Source organism: Paralcaligenes sp. KSB-10 (genome assembly GCF_021266465.1).
GTDB lineage: Bacteria > Pseudomonadota > Gammaproteobacteria > Burkholderiales > Burkholderiaceae_B.
Genome location: NZ_CP089848.1, coordinates 1108087 through 1129389, shown reverse-complemented (window position 1 = coordinate 1129389; position 21303 = coordinate 1108087). Strand labels below are relative to the sequence as shown.

Sequence of the window (21303 nt, the reverse complement as noted above, 5' to 3'; positions counted from 1 at the left end):
CAGGCCGGTTTCAGCGGCGCTTCGCCATGATGTGCCGCAGCGTGCGAGCGAAGGCGGGGGCATGTTCCGCCTGCATGGGTTCGTTTTCCGGCCTGGGCAGTGTATGCAGCAGGGACACATGGCTTGTCGTTACGCCCAGCACCAGCCGGGTGTCTTCGACATCGACCAGCGCCACATACGTGCGCGATCCCAGGTTTTGCGTGTCGATGAGCTTGATCATGCGCTTCGTGCCGGGATGCAGCCAGCCGGCACGGCGCGTCAGCCATGCGCCGGCCAGAATAAGGGCCAGTACAAAGAATAGACTGAGTATCAGGCGCAGCGCCGCGGCTTCGGTCATGGGGCTCAGCGTCTGTTGTTCAGGCGTTGCAGGCGATCGGAAGGGGTAATGATGTCGGTCAGGCGAATGCCGTATTTTTCCTCGACCACCACGACTTCGCCTTGTGCAATCAAATAGCCGTTCACGAAAATATCCATGGGCTCGCCGGCCAGTCCGTCAAGTTCGATCACCGAGCCCTGGCCAAGCTGCAGGATATTCTTGATGGTGAGCCGGGTGCGGCCCAGCTCGACAGTGAGCTGGACAGGGATGTCCATGATCATGTCGATATCGCTGCCGGCGTCGCTGGGATTGTCGATCAGAGGCTGGAATACCTGCTGCGATGCCGGTGCAGGTGTCGCGGCGGTTTGCTCGGCCAGTGCGCTGGCCCAGTCGTCCGTGTTTTGATTCAGGCCGGCGGCCTGGGTGCTGCTGCCCTGGCTCGCCTGTTCGGCAAGGGCGTTCGCCCAGTCGGCGTCGGCACCGGCCGAGGTGTCCGGGACGTGCGCAGGCTCTTCTTTTGGCTCAGTCATGATGGGTCGCTTTAGGTAAATCGGTTTCCGAGTTGGCCAGCAGTTTTTGTACGCGCAACGCATACTGGCCGTTGAAGGTTCCGTATGAACATTCCATTACCGGCACTCCTCCGACATGCGCCGTGATGGACGACGGAATATTCAGGGGCAGTACGTCTCCGACCTGCAGTTTCAGCAGCTTGGAAATGGAGGAGGAAATGTGGGCAAAATCGGCTATCAGTTCGACATCGGCGCTGCGTACCTGACGCGACAACTGATGCATCCAGCGCTGATCGATCGAGCCGATCGACGCATCCTGCAAGGGCCGGGTCAGTACATCGCGTATCGGTTCGATCATCGAATAAGGCAGGCAGATGTTGAGGCTGCCTCCGGTCGATCCGAATTCGATATGGAAAGACGAGACCACGACAATTTCATTATTGCCGGCGATGCTGGCAAATTTGGTATGCATTTCGGAGCGTATGTAGTCGAATTCGATCGGATGGACCGTATCCCATGCGTGCCCGTAGCTTTCAAGTGTCAAATTGAGCAGGCGCCGGATAATGCGCTGTTCGGTCGTGGTGAAATCGCGCCCCTCGATGCGGGTGCTGTAGCGTCCATGGCCACCGAACAGGCTGTCGATGATCAGGAAGACCAGGTTGGGGTCGAAAGTAAACAGGGACACGCCGCGCAAGGGCTTCATGCTGACCATGTTCAGATTGCTGGGCACGGGAAGATTGCGTTCGAAGTCCGAGTATTTCTGCACGCGTATCGAACCTACCGTTATGTCGGCGCTGCGGCGCATGAAACTGAGCAGCGTCGAACGCAGGCGCCGGGCGAATCGCTCGTTGATCAGCTCCAGCGTTTGCATGCGGTGGCGCACGACCCGATCGGGGGAACTTAGGTCGTAGGGTCGTACTCCACCCGGATCGTCGGCCTGGCGGGTTGTTTTTTTGCTTTCGCCCGTTACGCCTTCAAGCAGGGCGTCGACTTCGTCTTGCGAGAGAAAGTTTTGATAAGACATTATTGCACTACGAAGGCCGTGAACAGCACATTTGAGATGCTTGGGCCGCGCGGTTGCGGCACGTAGGGGGCCTCCAGAACCTTGGTCAGGTTCGTCGCCAGTTGAGTCCGCCCTTCGGGCGTCTGCACCGCCACGGGGCTTTGCGTCGAGAGTTCCAGCAGTACGCGGTTGCGCACTTCGGGCATGTAGGTGCCAAGCAGATGGCGCGACTCTTCGTCGGCAACCCGCAAGGTGATGGCTACATACAGAATGCGTGTGATGCTTTCATTGCGCAGCGTAACGGTAAAAGGTTCCAACGGCACGAATATGGGGCCCGGCAGCGGAACCGGTACAGACGGCCGTGTTTCGGCATTGACCGCGGGCACCGCGCGCATGGAATAAAACAGGGTGGCGCCGACACTGGCCGCCACGATGAGAATGACTCCGAGAATGGTCTTGATCATGGCAGTATTTTGCCGATAGGGCAGGTGGCGGCCAACAGCGGCGTGTTTTCAGAATGAGCGGGATGGTTGGGAATATACATCTGAGACAATGAGTGTATTGGGTGCATGATGGGCATACTGGTTTATCCCTGACATTCTGCATCAAGTACGCACGCCGAATCCTTTTGAATAATGGGCTTAAATCTTGTCAGCTCGTGTCTTTGCATGGGAATGGCCTGAATGGGACAAGTGAGTGGAGCTCTATGGATAGAGATGTGGGCAGAGGGATGGATAGATATTGCCTCGGGAGTCAAGAGACGGCCGGGCAGGGGCGGCTCTTGTGCCAATCCGGCTGCATGAGTTACCCGAAATGAGGTTGGGCTGCCGTTTACGCGAAGGTATCGACAAGCGAGTCGGGCGAGACGCTGCGTGTGCGGGCTTGCCCGACAACACCTTGTTCTGTGGCCGCTCCGGCGATGGCCCCAACCGCGCCGCGGCGCTTTTGCCCGGTGGGCTCGTGGAAGCTTCCTGCGGACGGCCGCTGGTCGCTGACGTTTGCCTGGCCCAGCGAAATGCCGTTTTGCGCCAGGGCCTGTTGCAATTGCGGCAAGGCATTTTCCACCGCGCCGCGCACCGCGGCGTGGGGGGACATGAATATGGCATGGGCCACGTTGTCGCTGATATTGATTGAAATGTGCAGAGGCCCCAGGTTGGGCGGATTGATATGCAGCTCGGCGGTTTGGCTCTGGGCGTGATTCGAAGTCAGGCTTACGAATTGCCGGCCGAAGTCGCTGGCCCATTGCGGGTTCTGCAAAGGCGTGTCGATTCGAAGAACGGCCGGCGACACGGTTGCCGCTGTGCCCGATCCGGCTCCGGGTGTGCCTTGCGCGCCCGGTGAATTGATGTTTACGACGGCAAGGGTGCTGGTTTGCGCGGCATCCTGGGCCAGGTGTAAAGGCTTGGGATCGGCCGGCGGGGAGTTCGAAAAAGGGTGGGACGCAAGCGCAGCTTGCTGACCCGCCGCCGCGATTGTCGCGCCGGCAGTTCCCGGCAGCGGGATTGCGGTATGGCTTTTGAGTTTATCGTTTACCGGGTCGCCGGGTTTGCTGTCGCGCCCGGCCGCCGGTCGGGACGATGGCCCGCTGGGCGTATTCGTGGCGGCCAATTGCTCTTGTATGACACGGGCGATGGCGTCGGGCGATATCTCGGAGCTGGGCGGCGTATTGGCCGGGCCGGTGTCCGGCATGACATGGTCTGTGTTGGCGCCGCGTACTGATCCGCCGGGGCTGGCCAGCGCCGCCTGGCTCCTGAGATGGGACTCGTGCATTTCCGCAGCCGAGCCGGCCTGGGCGGCCGCATTCAGGGCGAGTGGTTGCTGTATCAGGCCTTGTCCGGCCACCAGCAGGCTCAGCACCTCTTCATCCGATTTCGCCGGGGCATCGTCTTTAGCCTGGCTGGGTTTGCCCGCCGGTTTGTGCCCTGCTGGGACAAGTACCGCCTGTGGCGCCTGCTGGCTGTCGAGCACGCTGGAAAAACTGGTTTTGGCGTCTTTGGCTTCTTTTGCGTCTTTGGCGCCAACCATGGCAGCGGAGCCCGCGACTTTGTCCGTCTGACTTGTTGCCGCGGAAACTATCGGAATCTTCATGGCGTGGTCAATTTAATGTACTTTTCCGGAACGGCGCAGTTGCCTGGCCGAAATCTCGTCGTTATCGCGCTGTTCCTTGCGGTTATCGCGTATCGTGCGCTGCTGAACTTGTCTGGACAAGAGCGTGGCATAGGAATTCAGCCTGCGTTTTTCGTCATACCAGCTTTGGCGTCCGGATTCGAGCTTTGCGCCTATCTGGGCCAATACCTTATTTTGCTGCGCAATCGCCTCATCCAAAGTGGCGATAAACTGCCTGAAATTATGGTAGTTCGACGCTGAAATCCCGTCTTCCGTGGCTTTCTGCAGGCGTTCGGCGTAGTCCTGGCGATATGTTTTCAGCGTATTCAACTGCTGTTCCGCATCGCGGCGAGTGCTGTTCAACTGTTGCAACTGTTTGGCCGCCTGGTCCGCGTTGTTCTGGGCCAGCTCAATCAGCGTATTCAGCGACGAGGGGCTAGCCATGCTGGACGCCGCGGCTTAGTACCGCGCTCAGTTCGGCGGCTGCGGCCGGGTAATTGACGGGGTTTTCCATGCCTTGCTGCAGAAATGCTTCAAGCCAGGGGTATTTTTCAATGGCCTCGTCGATCTTGGCGTCATTGCCGGGTGTGTACGCTCCTACGGCTATCAAATCATGATTGCGCTGATAGCGCGACAGCATTTGCTTGAACCGGTGGACTTCGGCGAATTGTTCTTTAGGCACGATGGCCGCCATGACCCGCGATATCGAAGCCTCGATATCGATGGCCGGATAATGCCCCGATTCAGCCAGTTGCCGCGACAACACGACGTGCCCGTCGAGGATGGCGCGCGCCGAGTCGGCGATGGGGTCTTGCTGATCGTCGCCTTCGGTCAACACGGTATAGAAGGCAGTTATGGACCCGGCCGGCCGATTGTCCACCGATGCGCCATTGCCCGCGCGCTCGACCAGGGCCGGCAGCTTGGCGAACACCGAGGGCGGATAGCCCTTGGTCGCCGGCGGTTCGCCAATGGCCAGGGCGATTTCACGCTGGGCCATGGCATAACGTGTCAGTGAATCCATGATCAGCAGTACATGCTTGCCCTGATCGCGGAAATACTCGGCCAGCTTTGTGGCGTAGACCGCTCCCTGGAGCCTGAGCAGGGGAGAGACGTCGGCCGGCGCGGCCACCACGACCGAGCGCCGCAGGCCGTCGGGCCCCAGGTTGTGTTCGATGAATTCCTTGACTTCGCGGCCGCGCTCGCCGATCAGGCCTACGACGATCACATCGGCCTGGGTGTAACGCGCCATCATCCCCAGCAATACGCTCTTGCCCACGCCCGATCCGGCAAAAAGACCCATGCGCTGGCCGCGTCCTACCGTCAGGAGACCATTGATGGCCCGCACCCCTACATCGAGCACGCTGTCGATGGGAGCGCGCATCAGCGGATTGATGGTCGGCGCGGCAAGAGGAACCAGGGTGACTTCGCCCAGTGAGCCCAGGCCATCCAGCGGTCTTCCGGCGCCGTCCAGTATCCGGCCGAGCAGCGCATCGCCCACGGGCAGATGCCGGCTGCGTTCCGGAGCCAGGCTTTCATTCGAATGCTCGCGAGGCAGGGAAATGGGGCTTTGCAGCGCCGGCTCCACGGGCAAGACCCGCGCTCCGGGCGGCAGGCCTGAAATATCGCTTTGCGGCATGAGATAGAGGGTGTGGCCGTCGAAGCCCACGACTTCGGCGTCGGCCCAATGATCGCGGCCAGGTGTAATTTCGATTTTGCATGCCGCTCCCACGGCAAGGCGCAAGCCTGTAGCCTCGATGACCAGCCCGGTGGCGCGCCTGACGCGGCCTGTCGCTTGCAGGGAATTCGTGGCGGCAACGCGCCTCGCGCCAACGGCCAGCTGGGCTTGCCAGCGTTCGGCAATGGGGATGTAGCGCATTTTCGGGGACGGACTCATAGGGAGGTTCTCCAGGGATGATCCTGGCCCAGGGCGGCTGTGATTCGCCGCCAGCGTGTTTCAAGCGTGGCGTCGATATCGCCCCGCGCCGTCGAGGCGATGCAGCCACCCCGTTCGATGCTGTCATCGCTGATCAGCCGCCAGTTTTTAAAAGCAGGATCGTCGGTCAGGTGAGTTTGTATCAATTCCAGGTCGGCGGGATGGACACGCAATTGCAATTTGTCTTGAGGGTCGCTTTCGTCATGAAGGATATCGCGTACGGTATCCAGCATTTTTTCCGGCTCGGCGGCCAAGGTGCTGCGCAGTACCTGCCGCGCGATATCGATAGCCAGTGAAATCAGGTTCTGGCCCATATCGGCCTCTACGGATTCCAGGGCGTCGGCGCATGTTGTCAGCAGTGTCGCCAGTTGCCCGGCTTCTTGCTGGCTGACTTCGCTTCCTGCCGCGCGTCCCTCGGCAAAACCCGCCTGATAGCCTTCCTGGTGTCCCGATTCTGTTCCGGCCCGGATACCCTCGGCCAGCCCCTGGGCATGGCCGGCGGCGTAGCCTTCGGCTCGCGCCTCGGCGTGCGCGGCCTGCCGGATTCGTTCAATCTCCGCGTTCAGTTCCGGCGGGAGTGGAGGGGAGGCAAGCGCGGCCAATGCCGATTTGCGTTTGGGCAAATCGAAAGCTCTCATCTCCCAGCGCTTCCATGCATCGGGCGATGACCATGCTGCCTCGGACGGCCATTTGTCAGACATACTCGTCGTTCCCCATGCCGCTCAGGACGAACTGGCCGGACTCCGCCAGCCGGCGCGCCACCAGGAGTATGTTTTTCTGCTCCTGTTCGACCTTGGACATGCGTACGGGGCCTTGCGCCTCCAGGTCTTCGCGCAGCAGTTGCGCTGCCCGGTTCGACATATTGCGGAAGAACTTGTCGCGCAGCTCTTCGGGGGCTCCTTTCAGCGCGATCGTCAGGGCGGCCGTATCAATCTCTTTCAGGATCAACTGGATGGCACGGTCTTCGATTTCGGCCAGGTTTTCGAAGACGAACATTTCGTCGACTATTCTCTGCGCCAGATCGGCGTCCAGCTCGCGCAGGCTGGCGACAACGGCATCTTCGTCGGCCGAGCTCATGAAATTGAGAATCTCGGCCGCGGTGCGCACGCCGCCCATTTTGCTGCGTTTGGCGCCCTGGCCGGAGAGCATGTTGTTGAGCACGTCCGTCAGCTCATGCAAAGCGGCCGGCTGGACGCCGCCAAACGTGGCAATGCGCAGCATGACGTCATTGCGCAGGCGCTCGGACAGCAGAGCCAGTACGTTCGAGGCGCGGTCGCGCTCCAGATGCACGAGAATTGTGGCGATGATCTGCGGGTGTTCGCCGCTTATCAGCTCGGCCACGCTGGGTGCGTCCAGCCAGTTCAGGGCATCGATGCCGCTGCTGGCGTTATCGCCCGCTTCAAGTATGTCTTCGATCAGGCCGGCGGCGCGATCATTGCCCAGAGCCTTGGTCAGCACAGAGCGTATGTATTCGTCGGACCCCAGGGTCACGGCCATGAATTGGTCGGCTTCCTGACGGAATTCTTCCAGCACATTATCGACGTCCTGGCGCGTTATTTGCTTGAGATTGGCCATGGCGCCGCCCACCATTTGCACTTCGCGCGCCGACAGGTATTTGAAGACTTCAGCCGCCGCGTCTTCGCCCAGCGACATCATCAGAATCGCACAGCGCTCCAGGTTGCTTTCAGTTGCTGCCATTATTTCCCATCCAGGATCGCAATACCATGGCCACGGCGCGGGGGTCTCTCTCGGCCATGCGTCGAGCGGTAGCCAGGTTTTCTTCGTAGCGGTTGATTTCCGAATCGCGTTGCGCCGCGGCTGCTTCGCTTTCGGCGGCGGCGCTGGCAGCGCTTGTCATGGGGGCTGCCGGGGGCATGCCGCTGGAGGTGATGCCGGCCAGCAAGGGTTTCAGCAGGCTGCGCCAGAGCATGAAAATGATGAGCGCAATCAGCAGGTATTGGCCAAGCCGCAGGGCCAGGGCCTGATAGGTGGGATTTTCCCAGATTGCCAGCTTGTCGGGATCTTCCGTATTGAAGGGGCTGTTAACGACACTTAGCGTATCGCCGCGCGCCGCGGAGTAACCCATGGCTTCCTTGACCAGATTATTCAGCTTGGCCATTTCACCAGGGTCCAGCGGTACGAGTTTGCCGGCCGCATTGCGCTGATAGTTGACTACCACGGCTACCGACAGGCGCTGCATCGTACCCACGGAGTGTTTGACGTGATTGATCGTACGATCCACTTCGTAGTTGACCGTTGCGTCGTGGCGGCTGTCGCCCGGCTGATTGCTCTGATTTGCCTCGGTGGCAGGTGTCGTGGCATTGGCGACGGCCCCGGGCGCCGCTCCTGGCGCGGCGGCCGCTGCCGGGGCGCGTACGGCGGGCACGTTGGGCCTTGTGATGGGCGCCGTGGCGTTGGCGGGCGGCTGATTGGTCAGGGCTCCGGGCACACCTTCGGGAGGAAGCAGGCCGTGGCGCGCCGACGAGCTGGTCTGTTCGCTGCGAACCGCGGCTTCGCCGGGCTTCTGATTGGGACGGTAGACTTCCGAGGTCTGCTCGCGCTGCGAAAAATCGATATCGGCGCTGGCCTGGGCGCGTACATTATTGGCCCCCACGAGCGGGGTCAGGAGGGTAAGTATCCGTTGGACTGTGTGCTCTTCCACTTCGCTGGTGAAGGCCCGGCGCGTGCCGTCGGCGCCTGCCTGGCCCGAGGGGGCGGTCAGCAGGCGGCCATTCTGGTCCACGATCGACACTTTGTCGGCGGTCAGGTTCGGGACGCTCGACGATACCAGCCAGGTAATGGCGGCTACTTGCGATTCATTCAGCGAGCGGCCGGGGTATAGCGTAATCAGCACCGACGCGGTCGGCGACTGGCGCTCCCGCACGAACAGGGATTCGCGCGGAATGGCCAGGTGCACTCGTGCCTGCTTGACCGAGTGGACGGCCTCGATGGAGCTGGCCAGTTCGCCTTCGAGCGCACGCTGGTAGGTAATTTGTTCGGTAAACTGGCTGGCCCCGAACTGTGTGTGGTCAAGCAGTTCGAAACCGACTTTGCCGCCGCGCGGCAAGCCCTGGCTGGCCAGTTGCAGGCGGGTTTGGTAAACCTTGTCGGCGGGAACCAGCAAGGCCGATCCGTTATCGGAGAATTTGTACGGAACATTCATCTGGCCCAGGGCCGTCACGATGGCCCCGCCGTCCTGGTCCGCCAGGTTGGAAAACAGTACGCGGTAATCGGGTGTTCTGCTCCATAGCAGCAGCGCAACGATCAATGCAACGACGGCAGCGGCCGCGCAGATCTGCAGGGATTTGGGCCAATTACCGAGTTTTGCCAGAGCCGGGAAGCGAGCCAGGAACGCTGCCTGCGAGCTCATTGAGACCCTTTGCCGGTGCCTTGATGAGGGCGCAATATTAACGTCGGGCAGATGAAAAGCAGGGTACGCATGCGACAGGTTCGTGTTTTTTGGAGAATGCATTATTGCCCGGAATGCAAGCGGCTCAAGTGTTGAAAAACATGGTTTTTGGGGCTTATTTAAGTCTTATGAATCATTGCGGGAATATTGTTTGTGGGGTTGGCAATCTTGTGGGTTGCTCGTGACTCTGTGGGGGTGGCCCTTGTGGTTGCTCGTCTTCCGTGTTCTTTAGACGCAGGGGTGGCGGCCCAGGCGGGGTGGAGCTCGCATCGTCCGGTCCTGGCTTTGCCAGGACTGTCCGCGGTCGCAGCCTGGATCGGGCGGTCGCGGAACTCGCGTCGTCCACAGCCCCCCGGGCTGTGGACACCCTTGACGCTCAAACAACCGCTCCCTTGCATCCCGATCCAGGCTGCGGCCGCGGCGGACTCAAGCTCGCCCACCCCGCCTGGGCCGCCACCCCCGCTCGCGTTGAAGTTTTTTGGTAAGCCCCGAATTGGGTGGGGTTTTGCCATTTGTTGCGACGCTTGCCAGCCTGGTTTTTGCGTACCATGACGTCATAGTCGGTGTGGAATGCCGTGCGCGAAATGGCTTGCTTCGGCGATGTATTCGATCGACAGCAATGCGCCGGCTGTTTTCCCGCTCCGGCCCCTTCTTCATATGGTTTGCAATAATGGCTATTGATCGCTTATCAAGTATAGAAACCGTGCTGCAGCAGATGCGTGCCGTGGCCGATCTGGCGGCTGCGCCCAAGGCCAGCGCGGCGGCATCGTCGTCCGCCAGCGGCGGGTTCGCGGCCGAGCTGCAGCGCTCTTTGCAGCAGGTTTCAAGCATGCAGAACGCCGCCAATACGCAGGCGCAGGCCTTTGAGCTCGGCGCGCCGGGTATATCGCTGAACAATGTGATGATCGATATGCAAAAAGCAAATATCGCGTTCCAGTCTACCGTGCAAGTGCGCAATCGCCTGGTGGCCGCCTACCAGGAAATCGCCAGCATGGCGGTGTGAGTATTGCGGCTTCATGCCGCATGGTTGCGCATTGTCGATTACCCGCTCAAGCTGAGGGTTTTCCTGCCTTGGCTTCGAATGGCGCACCGGTTTTGGACTCCAGCGAGTATAGCCAGGCCAGTAACTCCGCGATCGCCAGGTAGAGTTGCGGCGGAATATGCCGGTCCAGGTCGACTTGCATCAGCAGGCCCACCAGTTCGGGCGATTCATGCACATACAAATTGTGCTCCCGGGCTGTCCGGATAATCGTTTCGGCCAAGGTGCCATAGCCTTTGGCAACGACGCGTGGGGCCGAATCGCTTTTGTCGTATGTGATGGCCACCGCACTGGGCCGGACGAGTGCCTTGGGCGGGCTTTTCATTGGATGATCTCTTCGCTGGCCGCGGACGCCGATTCTGTCTGGGCGATCGACAGACGGCTCAGTTGCAGGCCTCCGCCAAGCAGCCGTGAACGCAGCTCGGCGCTTTGTTCGCTTAGTTGATCGGCGGATTCGGGCGCCACCAGGTGCATCACCAATTGTTGTCCCGCCAGGCTCAGGCGCGCTTCGACATTGCCAAGCCGGGGTAGAGTCAGATTCAGGCGGGTTGCCCAATGATTATCGGCTTCGGGCGTGTCGGGTGAATCTGCCTGGCGCCTGATTTCCCACTGCATCGGGGCATTGGGCCATGCTTCGCCGCGCCATATGAAGGCTTGATTGGCCAGCACTTCCAGCTGCTGGCGCACCAGCAGGTGAGTATCGGGGTGCAGGCCGGCCAATTGAGCGGTTTGAGCACTGGAAGGCGCGCTGGATGTTGTCTGGGCCTGCGCGCCGGCGGCAGACGGGTCGCTGCGCGCAGCCGGGGCCCCGGCAAGGGAAGCGTCGGCATCGCGTGCAGTGGCGCCCGCGGTGGAGGGCTGGTATGCCGAGGTATCTGGCTGCGCATGGCCCGGTGCGGCCCGGGCCAGTTGCGCTTGAGGCTCTGGCAAAAGGGAATCGACGCTGCGTTGGCCAAATGAGAGATCGCTCAGATGCGATTCATAAAACAGGCCGCTGCTTTGCAGTGCCTGCGATAAGGCTTGCACGAATACTCGGGCAGGAATTCCCGCGTTGCCTGCTTCGCCGGCGCCGCGTGTCATGCCCGCTCCGGCAGTGGCGGCTGCGGCAGGTGCGGTGGATGCGGCATTGGCCGGGCTGGCCGAAGCGGTGTCTGCGCGGGTGCCGGGCGGCGGCGCGCCTGCCGTTTGAGAATTCGCGGCAGTCGGCTCGGGATTGGCCGGATTCGCCAAAGGCGCCTTGCCCATCATGGCCGGGGCCTGTTCCGGGAAGGTGTTGAGCAGGGCGAGTATGGTTCTGGCGGCGTAGCCCAGCGTGGTGGGGGCCGAAGGTGTGCTGTCTGTTGCCGTCGAGCTGTAGGCCAGATTGGAGTCGGGCCGGTTCGCGCCAGGCCGGGATTTGTCCAGGGGGCTTTGTTGCCCGGCTTGGCCTTTGGCCTGGTCCACGGTTTCGCGCGGATGGCGCAGCATTTCGTTTTCGGCGGCTCCCAGCCAGGAAGGATTATCGGGCTGGGTGACGGCGTCGGGCCGCGCGCCGGACACTATATTGGCTTGCTGCGACAGCGTGGTGCCCAGCACAGCGTCCAGCCTTTGTACCAGCAGTGTGCCCAAGGCGGATGGGCCGCCTATGCTCATTCTTTATTGGCGGCAGGGGCGCAATAGGCCTGCAGCACGGATTGCTGGCGCCTCATGGTGCCCAATAAGGAGCGCAGGCGCTTCAGTTCGGGGCTGGCCAATTCCCGGATATGGGCGTCGTTGGCCAGAATCTGGTTCAGCAGGTCTCTGCGCGCCATGCGGTCTTCGTTGCTAAGCTCACTTATGTTGCGCAGCGCTTCGACTTCCCGATGGTATTGATCCCCCAGTTCGACGAGTTGGTCCCATTGGTTGGCGTGAGCCGCGATGAACATACTGTTCGAAATGGCGGCGATGATTTGATACTGGCGCAAAACCGAGTTTGTGATAATCATATTTGTCGCTCACCAAAAAATGCCTGCGGGCATTCCGATGATTAGTATATTAATAGTGGGTCTGCGTGAGTGTGGGTTCAAAGGCTTGTTATAACAGGTCTTTTGGTATCTACGGCGGTGCGCCAGGCATCGCCGATATTGCATAGCAACTGCTCGGCCAGGGCCAGATTCTCGGCGTCGGCATTCAAGTTGGCCAGCAGGAGCTTGCGCGCGATCAACTCGTAGGTGGCTACCAGGTTGTTGGCCAGTTCGCCGCCTGCTTCCAGATCGACACTGGCTTTGAGCCCGGATTCGACAATATTTATGGCCTGGGATATCGCTTTGCCGCGACCTTCGATATTTCCCTGCTGCAGGTACAGACGGGCCTTGCCGATGGCGGCTTGCGCGCCGTCGAACAGCAGGGTGATCAGGCGTTCCGGGCTGGCGCTGAGCACCTCTGTTTCCAGGCCGATGCTGGCATAGGTCTGCGCCGATTTCATCCGCCCGGCTCCGCGTTGTTGCATGGTATAGGTCATTTTTTAGTGCTGCTCTGAGAAATGCTTAAAGACGACAATTGCTGGGTAAGGTAGCTGCTGACCGAGTTCATCTGCGCCACCATGGTATCCAGATTGGTGAACTGCGTTTGGTAGTTGGCCATGACCGCATCGATGCGGGCCGATGTGTCGTCGTACTGTTTTTGCAGATCGCTGCTGATGCTGTTGGCGCTATCGGTGGCGGTACTTAACAAGCCGTTGGTGCCAAGGATGTTATTCGTTACGGTCGTAAGCGTTTGGGCCACGCCATTGGTGCCGCTCAGCAGGTTCTTTACATCGTCGGGATTGCTGTTGACGGCGGCAGCCAGCTTGGTGCTGTCTATGGCCAGGGTGCCGTCCTTGTTGGTTGAAATACCCAGTTGCGACAATGTACGCACGGTCCCCGTCGTAGACACCACATTCATCACATTGCGAACCTGGTTCTGAATGCTGCGTGCGACGCTGTCGCCAGTCAGTGCGCTGCTGGTTTTCGCTGTGGTGTCGAATGCCGTCAGCGATTGGAGCGTGGTTTGCAGGCTGTTATAGGCGGTGACAAAGGCATTGACGGCCGCGCTGACGGCGCTGTTGTCGCTGGTAATGGACAGATTCGAGGGCGCGGTCGTGGTTGTGTTCAGATTGAGCGTAACGCCCTGGATGGCATCCGTGACCTGGTTGTTTTGACTGCTGATGGCGATGCCATTGATGTGCAGGCTGGCGTTGGTGGCCGCCGTTGCCGTCAGCGCTGGGCTGGAGCCGCCGAAGCCGACTACAGATTGCAGGGCTGTGTTGTCGGGGGATACGCTGATGCTTGTCACCGAAGCGTCGGTACCGGTCTTGGCGGCGGTCAGCAATAAGTGGTAGGGAGTGCCCGAACCGTCGTTGATCAGGGTGGCCTGCACGCCCAGGGTCGAATCGGAGTTGATGGCGCTGACCAGGCCGTTGAGCGAAGTGTCCTTGCCTGTCATGTCCAGCACTTTGCTGCTGCCGTCGGCCAAGGTAATGGTTACCTGGCCGCCCGTGCCGTTGGCGGCGGTCTGGCTGGCCTGTCCGGCGCCAATCAGGGTTTGCGCTGTCGCCAGGGTATCGACCTGTATGCTGTATTGCCCGGGAATTGCCTGGTTGGTGGCGCTGGCGGTAAAGGCACTGGTGCTCACGCTGGTTTTAAGCGCGCCGTAAGTACTGCTGCCGGAGAGTGCGGCGATGGTGCCTTGAAGCGTGGTGACGGTGTTTTTAAGCTGTCCGTAGGCTGAAATCCGGCTCTGGACTCCGGATTGTTGAGTTTGGATGGCTACGAGCGCGGTGTTTTCACTATTGCGTAAGTTGGTAAGCAGGGTATCCAGCGGCAAGCCAGACCCGACGCCGAGGGAAGAAACGTTTGCCATGATAAATCTCCTGGTGGGAGTATTGTGCTGTGGTTCGAATGGGTTTAATCCCTGTGTCAGCGGCTATAAGCTGCGCCATTTTGGGCATTTGCCTTCGCTGGACTCAGGCTTTGGTATCAATTCCGGTACCCTGCAATTGGGAAATCATTTTGGCGACCCGTATAACCGCGTCGCTGGGTACAGTGCGCAGCACTGTACCGGTAGCGTTGTCGATAATTGACACCACAATGCGTTTGGAATCGGGGTCTATGTCGAAGCGCATGCCGGTGGACCAGGCTTGCAGGTTGGAATTGACCAGTTTCAAGGCTTTTTCCAGGGGATCCATGGCTTGGCCGTTTGTACCCGGCTGCGACTTTCCCGCAGTGGCGGTGTTGCTATTCAAGGCATCCTGGGCAGCGGTGACCTGCTGAGCGGGGTCGGGTACAGTGGCGGGGCGAACTGCTTCCGCAGGTACCGGGCTGGCCTGGGCCTGAATGGGCGCAAGGGGGCTGATCATGGGACTCGCTCCTGGGATATGTAGCCAAACGGGCGCTGGGCGCAACGTTTTTGCGTTTCGCCCAGCGCATGGGTTTGAGCATGGGTATACATGCTTGCCTGAAGCTTTAACGGCCGCACTGCCAGGAACTTTAGTTTTTCGGGGTTTCGTCGCTGCGGCGGGGCCGCGCCTATGGTGCGTCAATGCCTGGAACAGCCCATGAAATCCCGTCTTGATCGTGGCATGGCCGTGGCGGGTCTGGCGCGAGAATAGCTTGTCTGTATTTTTGTTTGCTCGCGCATGTCCAGCTCGGAAGACCTGTTGGTCGGTCAGTACGCTCCCATGGTTCGCCGCCTGGCATTGCAGCTTGTTGCCAAGCTGCCTGCCAGCGTCGAGCTCGATGATTTAATGCAGGCCGGCATGATCGGCCTGCTGGACGCCGCGCGCCGTTATCAGCAAACTCCTGATGCACAGTTTGAAACCTATGCCGTCACGCGAGTGCGCGGGGCCATGCTGGACGAGTTGCGCAGCCAGGACTGGCTGCCGCGCAGTGTGCGCAGCAAGGCCAAAAGCATCGAGCAGGCAATTCATGTGCTTGAGCAACAGTTGATGCGCCCTCCCACTGAACTGGAAATCGCACAAAAGCTTGACCTGCCCCTGTCCGATTATCACGAACTGCTGGATGATGCGCGTGGAGTGCAGATCGTTCATTATGAAGACCTGTTGCGCCATCAGTCCGATTCGCACGACGCGCTGGACCACACCGTGCTTGATTCGGATCGGCCGGTCGCTCAGGGTAATCCCCTAAATCAATTGTTGTCGCAGGGTTTGCGGCAAGCCTTGGCGGATGCCATTAAAAACCTGCCTGAGCGTGAGCAGTTGTTGCTGTCGCTGCAATTCGAGCAGGACCTCAATCAGAAGGAAATCGGCGCGGTCATGGATGTAAGCGAAGGGCGCGTGTCGCAGATACGTTCGCAAGCCGTTGCACGCATCCGAGCCTCCCTGACTCGGAAAAACTGGCACGAAGCGCCCAGCGAAATGGAATACCAAAGCCTTCTGTAGGGGGGGCCTTGTGGCCCTCGAATCCGATGCATGGTCCCGCGCCCGGTTTCCAATTGCATCGCCGCCCGAATTCCCGCTTTACCCTTTCTGCGATCTCTCGATTGCGGGATAGAACTCTGTGTTTTCCTTTTGCATGCGTTCATGTACCCGCCGCAACACCGTATTGGCTTCGACCCTGAAGCTTTCAGGGTCGTGCGCCACCTGTGTTGGCGTATTCCAGCGTCGTGAGAACGCGATATAGGCCGATGCAATGTCTTTCATTTCTTCCTGATAGCGGCGCCCCATGTCGGCCAGGGCTTTATCTTTGCCGTCTTGCAGAGCCGGGTACAGGAGACGATCTTCCACGGCCAAATGCACCTTGATTACGGTGTTCATGGACACAATCAAGCCAGCAATGTCGCCGGCATGTTCTTTGATGCCGGCGTGAGCGTATTTTCTTAGAGCGGCAATGGCAGTGAGTATTTCAACGTGCTGCAGCTTGAATTTTTCGATTTCCATGATGATTCCTGGCTTGCGTGATCCCGCTTCCCTTCGTTTATTGACGCTTTTTCAATTTAACGGCAGAAGTGGCGCGTTCTTTAAAGGATCGGGCAGTGGCAGTGCGTTTCATCCTTTTGAGCCAGCCTGCGCCAGCGCTTAATCCTGTCCAGCTACCTCCAAAATCCGCCATAGTTCGGCGGATTAGCTCGTTGCTGCGCCTGTTACGCTACTGCTCATTATCCGTTTTTATACCTTCAGGAGTCTGGCTTGAATTCGCCCGATACCGTCAATCAGCAAATCGCCGGGCAGAGCGACTGCGCGTCGTACACATCGAACGCCTTTTTTTATTCGTCGCCCGGCCATTTGAGGGCGGCGGCGCATTTATACGGAGTGGAAACGGAGCCGCTGGAAAAGGCCAGGGTGCTGGAGTTGAGCTGTGGGTCGGGTGGAAACTTGTTGCCGTTTGTACTGGCATATCCCGGCGCGCAGGCCGTGGGCGTCGACTTATCGCCGGCGCAGATTGAGCAAGGCAGGAAGGTTGTGCAGGATTTGGGCGGTGAAAACCTGCAACTGCACGCCATGAGCTTGGCAGACATCGACAAAAGCTTTGGCGAGTTCGATTACATCATCGTGCATAGCGTGTTCAGCTGGGTGCCGCTTGAGGTGCGCCAGGCAATCTTGCGCATCTGCAGTGAAAACCTGTCGCCCAAAGGCATAGCCTATATCAGTCACCACACGTATCCTGGCTGGAAGGCCGGCGAGACAGTGCGCGACGCCATGTTGCTGCACAGCCACTCGGCCACTGACGGTGAAGAAAAGCTGGCCAGCGCCAGAACCATGCTGACCTTGCTGTCGGATGGGGTGGCGGTACACAATCCGCAGGCGGCTGCGCTCAAGTCGGCGGTGGAGCAGTTGCACAGGTACGCGGACTACTACAGTACGGCGGAAGAGTATCTGGAAGCGTTTAGTTCCCCCTGCTATTTTCTTGATTTCGCCGGCCTGGCTCAGGAGGCCGGCCTGGCGTACGTGGGCGATGCCGAACCCCAGGAGGAGCTTTCAGCAAGCCATGGGGTGAATGTACAGCTTAACCACAGCCTGATTGCCTTTGGGCAGCCCAAGGTTATGCGCCAGCAGTACCTGGATTTTGCGGTTGGCCGCCAGTTGCGTAAAAGTCTGCTCGTGCGACAAGAGCGGGCCGAAGGGATCCTCATTGGGCCGGATCTTGCGCGCTTCGCCGACTTGCGCTGGGCCGGTGGGTTTCGACGAGCGGATCCGAAACCCGGCGTGTCGGTTAAAGGAACGAGCTATATCACCCACACAGGCCGAAAAATCATGGTGGGGGAGCCTCTCGAGATTTCCATCGTCGAGGCCTTGAGCTATGCCTGGCCCGCCTCGCTAAGCTTTCAAAGCCTGGTTCTCAACACTGCAGATGTGACCTCCTTGCCCGGTGAGGGACACGATCATTCGAAAGCGGTGCAGCGAACGCTGGAAGTCTTGTTCAAGGCAGGCCTGTTGCGCTATAGCTTTGGACCGAGCCCCTACGACGCGGTAGCGCCAGGCAATTTGTGCCTGGTGCCTGGGCTGGCGAGCTTGTCGCAGCCGGGCAAAGAAGCCGTGTATGGCGTGGCCAGATTCAACCTCTGGCATGACGGTGTGGATTTTAAGCTGAATGACATAGAGGCCGCTTTGCTGCCGGCCTTCAATGGGCAGAATAGTTTTGCACAGATTGTTGCCTTGCTGCGCAAGGCCTTGCAGCCGGACGGCATGCCGACGCAAGACACAGAAAAGAATGCAGTCGATGCCAAAGCACGATATATGGCGACGCGTTTGATTGATGTCTTGAAGCGGCAGGGCGCGCTTATGGGTACGAGCGCTGCCTGGGTGGACTATTTCAAGATAGCGCTGGAAGTGAATGCAGGACACGGGTATTACGACTTAGGCTATCTGGATCCGCTGATTCTATATGCCAGCCCACTTAAGCAGGGCGGCCTGCATTCTGGTAAATCCGGATTGCCGGCCCAAATCCAGAAAACGTCGGGACGACATGCTTTGCCGGCGGGACAGAGCCCTGCTCAGGAAACAATACTTCGCGTTTCGCGTTTACAGCAGCAAGAGCTGTTCCAGGAGGCGGAGTCTCTGGCACGGCAGCTTACCGTCCAGTTTCCGCAACATATGTTTGGCTGGCATGCACTGAGCCAGGTGTTGAGCCAGACAGGACGCGCCAAGGAGGGGCTGGAGCCTTTATTCAAAGCGATCGCCTTGCGGCCTATGGAGGCGGGCCTGTATTCGGATCTGTGCGCGGCTCTTCTTTCTTTGAGATTGTTGGAGGAATCCGAGATAAGTGCCCGCAGAGCCCTGAGGTTGGATCCTCGTAATGTATTGGCGTGGAACCATTTGGGCAATGTTTTCCGGCAACAGAAGAGAATATCGGAGGCCGAGGCCTGCTATCGCCGCGCAATCAAGGAAAAGCCTGACTATTGGGCGGTGTATAGCAATCTGGGCAATGTATGCGCCGAGCAGCTTCGGGTCGCCGAAGCCATGGCATCGTACAGAAAGGTGCTTGATGCCCAGCCTGATAATTTTGAGGTGTTCAGCAATTGGCTGTTTATCATGACTCATGACGAGGCGGCCAGTCCTGTTGAGCTGTTCAAGGCGCATAGGTCTTTCGCGCTTAGGGCTGAACAAAAAGCAAGCGCCTCGCCCGCTGTCATGCATGCCAATTCTCGCGATCCGGGGAGGCCGCTGCGTGTGGGTTTTGTCTCGGGCGATCTCAGGACTCATGCTGTTGCGCACTTTCTGGAGCCAGTGTGGCGGGCTTTGGACAAAAAAGTATTTGAAATATACGCATACAGTAGTTGCAATGAGGCGGAGGACGATATCAGCCTGCGCTTGCGCGGCTACACAAAAAAATGGACCCTGGCTACCGGCATGAGCGATGGCGGGCTTGCACAAGAAATTCGGCGCGATGGCATCGATATTCTGTTCGATCTGTCTGGCCATACTGGCTATAACCGTTTGCCCATGTTCGCGCTGAAGCCAGCTCCTGTGCAGGTCAGTTGGATCGGATATCCGGCTACTACCGGCCTGACTGCTATGGATTATCGGATCGTGAATAAGCATTTTGCGCCGGCAGGTTTGTTGGACGAGCAATTTACTGAAAAACTGGTACATCTTCCATCTGTGCATGCATTTGAGCCTTTATCCAATAGTCCAGATGTGAATGTTTTACCTTCGTTGAGCAAGGGTAGCTTTACATTTGGGAGCTTCAACCGCCTGAGCAAGGCAAGCGAAAGTGTGTTTGCTTTGTGGGCGCGGGTGCTTAAGGCCGTGCCCGACTCGCGATTGCTTCTCGGTAATATGCTGGGAACCACAATGCCCGCGGACGTGACTGCGCGATTTGCGAAATATGGGATTGACGTGGGACGTTTGATTTTCCACGAACGGGCGTCGATGCAAACTTATTTGAGTTTGCATCATGAGGTGGATTTGCTCCTGGATACGTTTCCTTATGCGGGCGGCACGACCACTAAGCATGGTCTTTGGATGGGGCTCCCGACGCTTACGTTGGCAGGAAAAACCCTAGCCGGGCGAGCGGGAGCTGCCCTCATGAGCCAATTTGGGCTGGACGAGTTTGTTACCGTCACCAAGGACGAGTATGTGGACAAAGCGGTTTTCTGGAGCGAAAAACGCGTGGAATTAGCGGCAATCAGGGCGGGCATGCGAGGGCGTATTGAGAGCTCGCCTATAGGTTCCCAAGATTTTATAACTCAGAGTCTGGAAGCCGCCCTGCGCCGGATGTGGCAAGTCTGGTGCGCTGGCAAGGCACCGGAGAGCTTCGAGGTGGAAGTATGAGGCATCTGAATAGGATCATCGATGGTATAGGGGAGCCAGAGGAATTGGCCCGCAAGGCCGAGTTGATAGCGGCGTCGAAATTATTCGGCAAGAATGTTCATGGGCAGTCTCCTGGTTTCGCGGGGCAGGACAGCTCGATTGCTGAATCCATTTTTGTCACGCAGCCATATCTCCCTCCATTGGCCGAGTTCTTGCCTTATCTTGAGCAAATCTGGGCTAGCAAGGCCTTGACCAATGGCGGGCCGATGCATCGGCAATTGGAGCCGGCTCTGTGCGATTACCTCGGTGTGGAGCATATTGCACTGTTCAATAACGGAACCATCGCGTTATTGACGGCGTTGCAGGCGCTGCGCATATCCGGAGAAGTCATCACAACGCCGTATTCTTTTGTTGCCACCTCTCACTCGCTGTTGTGGAACGGTATCAATCCTGTGTTTGTAGATATTCATCCCCAGACACTGAATCTCGACCCCTCGAAAATCGAGGCGGCCATCACTCCCCGGACGACGGCCATCATGCCGGTTCATTGCTACGGCAATCCCTGCGATGTCGCGGCCATACAGAATATTGCCGATAACTACAACCTCAAAGTCATTTATGACGCGGCTCACGCTTTTGGCGTTCAGGATGCTGGCGGCAGTGTTTTGCGACACGGTGATCTTAGTGTCCTCAGCTTCCATGCCACCAAGGTTTTCAATACTTTCGAAGGCGGCGCCATTATCTGTCCGGATGCCAAAACCAAGCAGCGTATCGATCATCTTAAGAACTTTGGCTTCGTAAACGAAACGACTGTTGTCGCCTCTGGCATCAATGGGAAAATGAGCGAAATCAATGCCGCATTCGGATTGCTGCAACTGCAACACATAGATGGGGCACTGGCTCGCCGCAGGGAGATACGTCAAACCTATCGAAGGCTGCTTGGTGACATAGAAGGTATTTGCATTGTGAACGACTCCGGACAGCTTGTCTCAAATGGCTCTTATTTTCCTATCCTGGTTGAAAAGAGCTTCCCCCTTTCGCGTGATGGGCTGTATCAAAAACTAAGGGATAACAATATTTTTGGACGGCGTTATTTTTATCCCTTAATTAGTGAGTTTCCAATGTATAGAGGCATGCATTCAGCGCGACGCGAGAATCTTCCTGTAGCGAACGAGATTGCCGAAAAAGTTTTATGCCTACCGATTTATCCCGAGCTTCAAGATAGTGCGGTTGAACGTATTGCTAGCCTGATCGCAGGATAGGAATTCCAGTGTTTTTTTCG

General features: G+C 58.7%; 21 protein-coding genes and 1 pseudogene. 5 read left to right on the top strand and 17 right to left on the bottom strand.

Features of this window, described 5'->3' with window-relative positions:
- Window positions 1–10 precede the first annotated feature (10 nt).
- The 10 genes from fliO to fliF form a co-directional block, all read right to left on the bottom strand.
- On the bottom strand, window positions 11–337 hold the full coding sequence (gene fliO / locus LSG25_RS05215; protein WP_232743649.1) for a flagellar biosynthetic protein FliO: 327 nt from the start codon (window positions 335–337) through the stop codon (window positions 11–13).
- 5 nt (window positions 338–342) lie between these two features.
- On the bottom strand, window positions 343–846 hold the full coding sequence (fliN, locus tag LSG25_RS05210; protein WP_232743648.1) for a flagellar motor switch protein FliN: 504 nt from the start codon (window positions 844–846) through the stop codon (window positions 343–345).
- Window positions 839–1849 carry a flagellar motor switch protein FliM gene (fliM, locus tag LSG25_RS05205; protein WP_232743647.1) on the bottom strand — a complete coding sequence of 337 codons (1011 nt, stop codon included), beginning with the start codon at window positions 1847–1849 and terminating at the stop codon, window positions 839–841. Before fliM ends, fliN begins: the two co-directional genes overlap by 8 nt.
- Window positions 1849–2292, bottom strand: coding sequence for a flagellar basal body-associated FliL family protein (locus LSG25_RS05200; protein WP_232743646.1), 444 nt, complete (start codon window positions 2290–2292; stop codon window positions 1849–1851). Before LSG25_RS05200 ends, fliM begins: the two co-directional genes overlap by 1 nt.
- A gap of 367 nt (window positions 2293–2659) precedes the next feature.
- Complete coding sequence (locus LSG25_RS05195; protein ID WP_232743645.1) at window positions 2660–3916, bottom strand: flagellar hook-length control protein FliK; 1257 nt, start codon at window positions 3914–3916, stop codon at window positions 2660–2662.
- Window positions 3917–3928: 12 nt separating this feature from the next.
- Entirely contained in the window at window positions 3929–4378 is a 450-nt protein-coding gene (gene fliJ / locus LSG25_RS05190; RefSeq protein WP_232743644.1) for a flagellar export protein FliJ, read from the bottom strand.
- Window positions 4371–5828, bottom strand: a complete 1458-nt coding sequence (fliI, locus tag LSG25_RS05185; protein ID WP_232743643.1) for a flagellar protein export ATPase FliI — start codon at window positions 5826–5828, stop codon at window positions 4371–4373. Before fliI ends, fliJ begins: the two co-directional genes overlap by 8 nt.
- Window positions 5825–6568, bottom strand: coding sequence for a flagellar assembly protein FliH (gene fliH, locus LSG25_RS05180; RefSeq protein WP_232743642.1), 744 nt, complete (start codon window positions 6566–6568; stop codon window positions 5825–5827). Before fliH ends, fliI begins: the two co-directional genes overlap by 4 nt.
- Window positions 6561–7565 carry a flagellar motor switch protein FliG gene (gene fliG / locus LSG25_RS05175; RefSeq protein ID WP_232743641.1) on the bottom strand — a complete coding sequence of 335 codons (1005 nt, stop codon included), beginning with the start codon at window positions 7563–7565 and terminating at the stop codon, window positions 6561–6563. Before fliG ends, fliH begins: the two co-directional genes overlap by 8 nt.
- Complete coding sequence (gene fliF, locus LSG25_RS05170) at window positions 7552–9237, bottom strand: flagellar basal-body MS-ring/collar protein FliF (RefSeq protein WP_232743640.1); 1686 nt, start codon at window positions 9235–9237, stop codon at window positions 7552–7554. The genes fliG and fliF overlap by 14 nt, the downstream gene beginning before the upstream one ends.
- A gap of 709 nt (window positions 9238–9946) precedes the next feature.
- Between fliF and fliE the strand changes: the two genes are divergently transcribed.
- Complete coding sequence (gene fliE, locus LSG25_RS05165; RefSeq protein ID WP_232743639.1) at window positions 9947–10279, top strand: flagellar hook-basal body complex protein FliE; 333 nt, start codon at window positions 9947–9949, stop codon at window positions 10277–10279.
- A gap of 46 nt (window positions 10280–10325) precedes the next feature.
- On the opposite strand, the gene LSG25_RS05160 is transcribed toward fliE, so the two are convergent.
- The 6 genes from LSG25_RS05160 to LSG25_RS05135 form a co-directional block, all read right to left on the bottom strand.
- Complete coding sequence (locus tag LSG25_RS05160) at window positions 10326–10640, bottom strand: EscU/YscU/HrcU family type III secretion system export apparatus switch protein (RefSeq protein WP_232743638.1); 315 nt, start codon at window positions 10638–10640, stop codon at window positions 10326–10328.
- Entirely contained in the window at window positions 10637–11947 is a 1311-nt protein-coding gene (locus LSG25_RS05155; RefSeq protein WP_232743637.1) for a flagellar hook-length control protein FliK, read from the bottom strand. The genes LSG25_RS05160 and LSG25_RS05155 overlap by 4 nt, the downstream gene beginning before the upstream one ends.
- The gene (locus tag LSG25_RS05150; RefSeq protein WP_232743636.1) at window positions 11944–12279 is read right to left on the bottom strand and encodes a flagellar protein FliT; all 336 of its coding nucleotides are present in this window, start codon (window positions 12277–12279) and stop codon (window positions 11944–11946) included. The genes LSG25_RS05155 and LSG25_RS05150 overlap by 4 nt, the downstream gene beginning before the upstream one ends.
- A 77-nt stretch (window positions 12280–12356) precedes the next feature.
- Window positions 12357–12794: a flagellar export chaperone FliS gene (fliS, locus tag LSG25_RS05145; protein WP_232743635.1), complete on the bottom strand. Its 438-nt coding sequence runs from the start codon at window positions 12792–12794 to the stop codon at window positions 12357–12359.
- Window positions 12791–14173, bottom strand: a complete 1383-nt coding sequence (gene fliD, locus LSG25_RS05140; RefSeq protein WP_232743634.1) for a flagellar filament capping protein FliD — start codon at window positions 14171–14173, stop codon at window positions 12791–12793. Before fliD ends, fliS begins: the two co-directional genes overlap by 4 nt.
- 103 nt (window positions 14174–14276) lie before the next feature.
- Window positions 14277–14669: a flagellar protein FlaG gene (locus LSG25_RS05135; RefSeq protein ID WP_232743633.1), complete on the bottom strand. Its 393-nt coding sequence runs from the start codon at window positions 14667–14669 to the stop codon at window positions 14277–14279.
- Window positions 14670–14948: 279 nt separating this feature from the next.
- On the opposite strand from LSG25_RS05135, the gene LSG25_RS05130 reads away from it, so the two are divergent.
- Window positions 14949–15710, top strand: coding sequence for an RNA polymerase sigma factor FliA (locus LSG25_RS05130; RefSeq protein ID WP_232743632.1), 762 nt, complete (start codon window positions 14949–14951; stop codon window positions 15708–15710).
- 78 nt (window positions 15711–15788) lie between these two features.
- Here LSG25_RS05130 and LSG25_RS05125 read toward each other — a convergent pair whose 3' ends face one another.
- Window positions 15789–16208: a hemerythrin domain-containing protein gene (locus LSG25_RS05125; RefSeq protein WP_232743631.1), complete on the bottom strand. Its 420-nt coding sequence runs from the start codon at window positions 16206–16208 to the stop codon at window positions 15789–15791.
- 372 nt (window positions 16209–16580) lie between these two features.
- Here LSG25_RS05125 and LSG25_RS20485 point away from each other — a divergent pair.
- From LSG25_RS20485 to LSG25_RS05110, 3 genes and pseudogenes are all read left to right on the top strand, one after another.
- A pseudogene (locus LSG25_RS20485) lies at window positions 16581–16877 on the top strand (methyltransferase); the annotation flags it as partial.
- A 150-nt stretch (window positions 16878–17027) separates the two neighbouring features.
- Window positions 17028–20042, top strand: coding sequence for a methyltransferase regulatory domain-containing protein (locus LSG25_RS05115; protein ID WP_232743630.1), 3015 nt, complete (start codon window positions 17028–17030; stop codon window positions 20040–20042).
- Window positions 20039–21283 (top strand): DegT/DnrJ/EryC1/StrS aminotransferase family protein, encoded by a 1245-nt coding sequence (locus tag LSG25_RS05110; protein WP_305072061.1) that lies wholly within the window; start codon window positions 20039–20041, stop codon window positions 21281–21283. The genes LSG25_RS05115 and LSG25_RS05110 overlap by 4 nt, the downstream gene beginning before the upstream one ends.
- The last annotated feature ends 20 nt before the right edge of the window (window positions 21284–21303 follow it).

Bases quoted from the DNA above. Each gene is read 5' to 3' on its own strand.
- fliM (WP_232743647.1), bottom strand. From the start codon at position 1,849: ATGTCTTATCAAAACTTTCTCTCGCAAGACGAAGTCGACGCCCTGCTT.
- LSG25_RS05195 (WP_232743645.1), bottom strand. From the start codon at position 3,916: ATGAAGATTCCGATAGTTTCCGCGGCAACAAGTCAGACGGACAAAGTC.
- LSG25_RS05155 (WP_232743637.1), bottom strand. From the start codon at position 11,947: ATGAGCATAGGCGGCCCATCCGCCTTGGGCACACTGCTGGTACAAAGG.
- LSG25_RS05115 (WP_232743630.1), top strand. From the start codon at position 17,028: ATGCTGACCTTGCTGTCGGATGGGGTGGCGGTACACAATCCGCAGGCG.
- LSG25_RS05125 (WP_232743631.1), bottom strand. From the start codon at position 16,208: ATGGAAATCGAAAAATTCAAGCTGCAGCACGTTGAAATACTCACTGCC.
- fliF (WP_232743640.1), bottom strand. From the start codon at position 9,237: ATGAGCTCGCAGGCAGCGTTCCTGGCTCGCTTCCCGGCTCTGGCAAAA.
- LSG25_RS05130 (WP_232743632.1), top strand. From the start codon at position 14,949: ATGTCCAGCTCGGAAGACCTGTTGGTCGGTCAGTACGCTCCCATGGTT.
- fliI (WP_232743643.1), bottom strand. From the start codon at position 5,828: ATGAGTCCGTCCCCGAAAATGCGCTACATCCCCATTGCCGAACGCTGG.
- LSG25_RS05160 (WP_232743638.1), bottom strand. From the start codon at position 10,640: ATGAAAAGCCCGCCCAAGGCACTCGTCCGGCCCAGTGCGGTGGCCATC.
- fliH (WP_232743642.1), bottom strand. From the start codon at position 6,568: ATGTCTGACAAATGGCCGTCCGAGGCAGCATGGTCATCGCCCGATGCA.
- LSG25_RS05200 (WP_232743646.1), bottom strand. From the start codon at position 2,292: ATGATCAAGACCATTCTCGGAGTCATTCTCATCGTGGCGGCCAGTGTC.
- fliG (WP_232743641.1), bottom strand. From the start codon at position 7,565: ATGGCAGCAACTGAAAGCAACCTGGAGCGCTGTGCGATTCTGATGATG.
- LSG25_RS05135 (WP_232743633.1), bottom strand. From the start codon at position 14,669: ATGATCAGCCCCCTTGCGCCCATTCAGGCCCAGGCCAGCCCGGTACCT.
- fliS (WP_232743635.1), bottom strand. From the start codon at position 12,794: ATGACCTATACCATGCAACAACGCGGAGCCGGGCGGATGAAATCGGCG.
- LSG25_RS05150 (WP_232743636.1), bottom strand. From the start codon at position 12,279: ATGATTATCACAAACTCGGTTTTGCGCCAGTATCAAATCATCGCCGCC.
- fliE (WP_232743639.1), top strand. From the start codon at position 9,947: ATGGCTATTGATCGCTTATCAAGTATAGAAACCGTGCTGCAGCAGATG.
- fliO (WP_232743649.1), bottom strand. From the start codon at position 337: ATGACCGAAGCCGCGGCGCTGCGCCTGATACTCAGTCTATTCTTTGTA.
- fliN (WP_232743648.1), bottom strand. From the start codon at position 846: ATGACTGAGCCAAAAGAAGAGCCTGCGCACGTCCCGGACACCTCGGCC.
- fliD (WP_232743634.1), bottom strand. From the start codon at position 14,173: ATGGCAAACGTTTCTTCCCTCGGCGTCGGGTCTGGCTTGCCGCTGGAT.
- LSG25_RS05110 (WP_305072061.1), top strand. From the start codon at position 20,039: ATGAGGCATCTGAATAGGATCATCGATGGTATAGGGGAGCCAGAGGAA.
- fliJ (WP_232743644.1), bottom strand. From the start codon at position 4,378: ATGGCTAGCCCCTCGTCGCTGAATACGCTGATTGAGCTGGCCCAGAAC.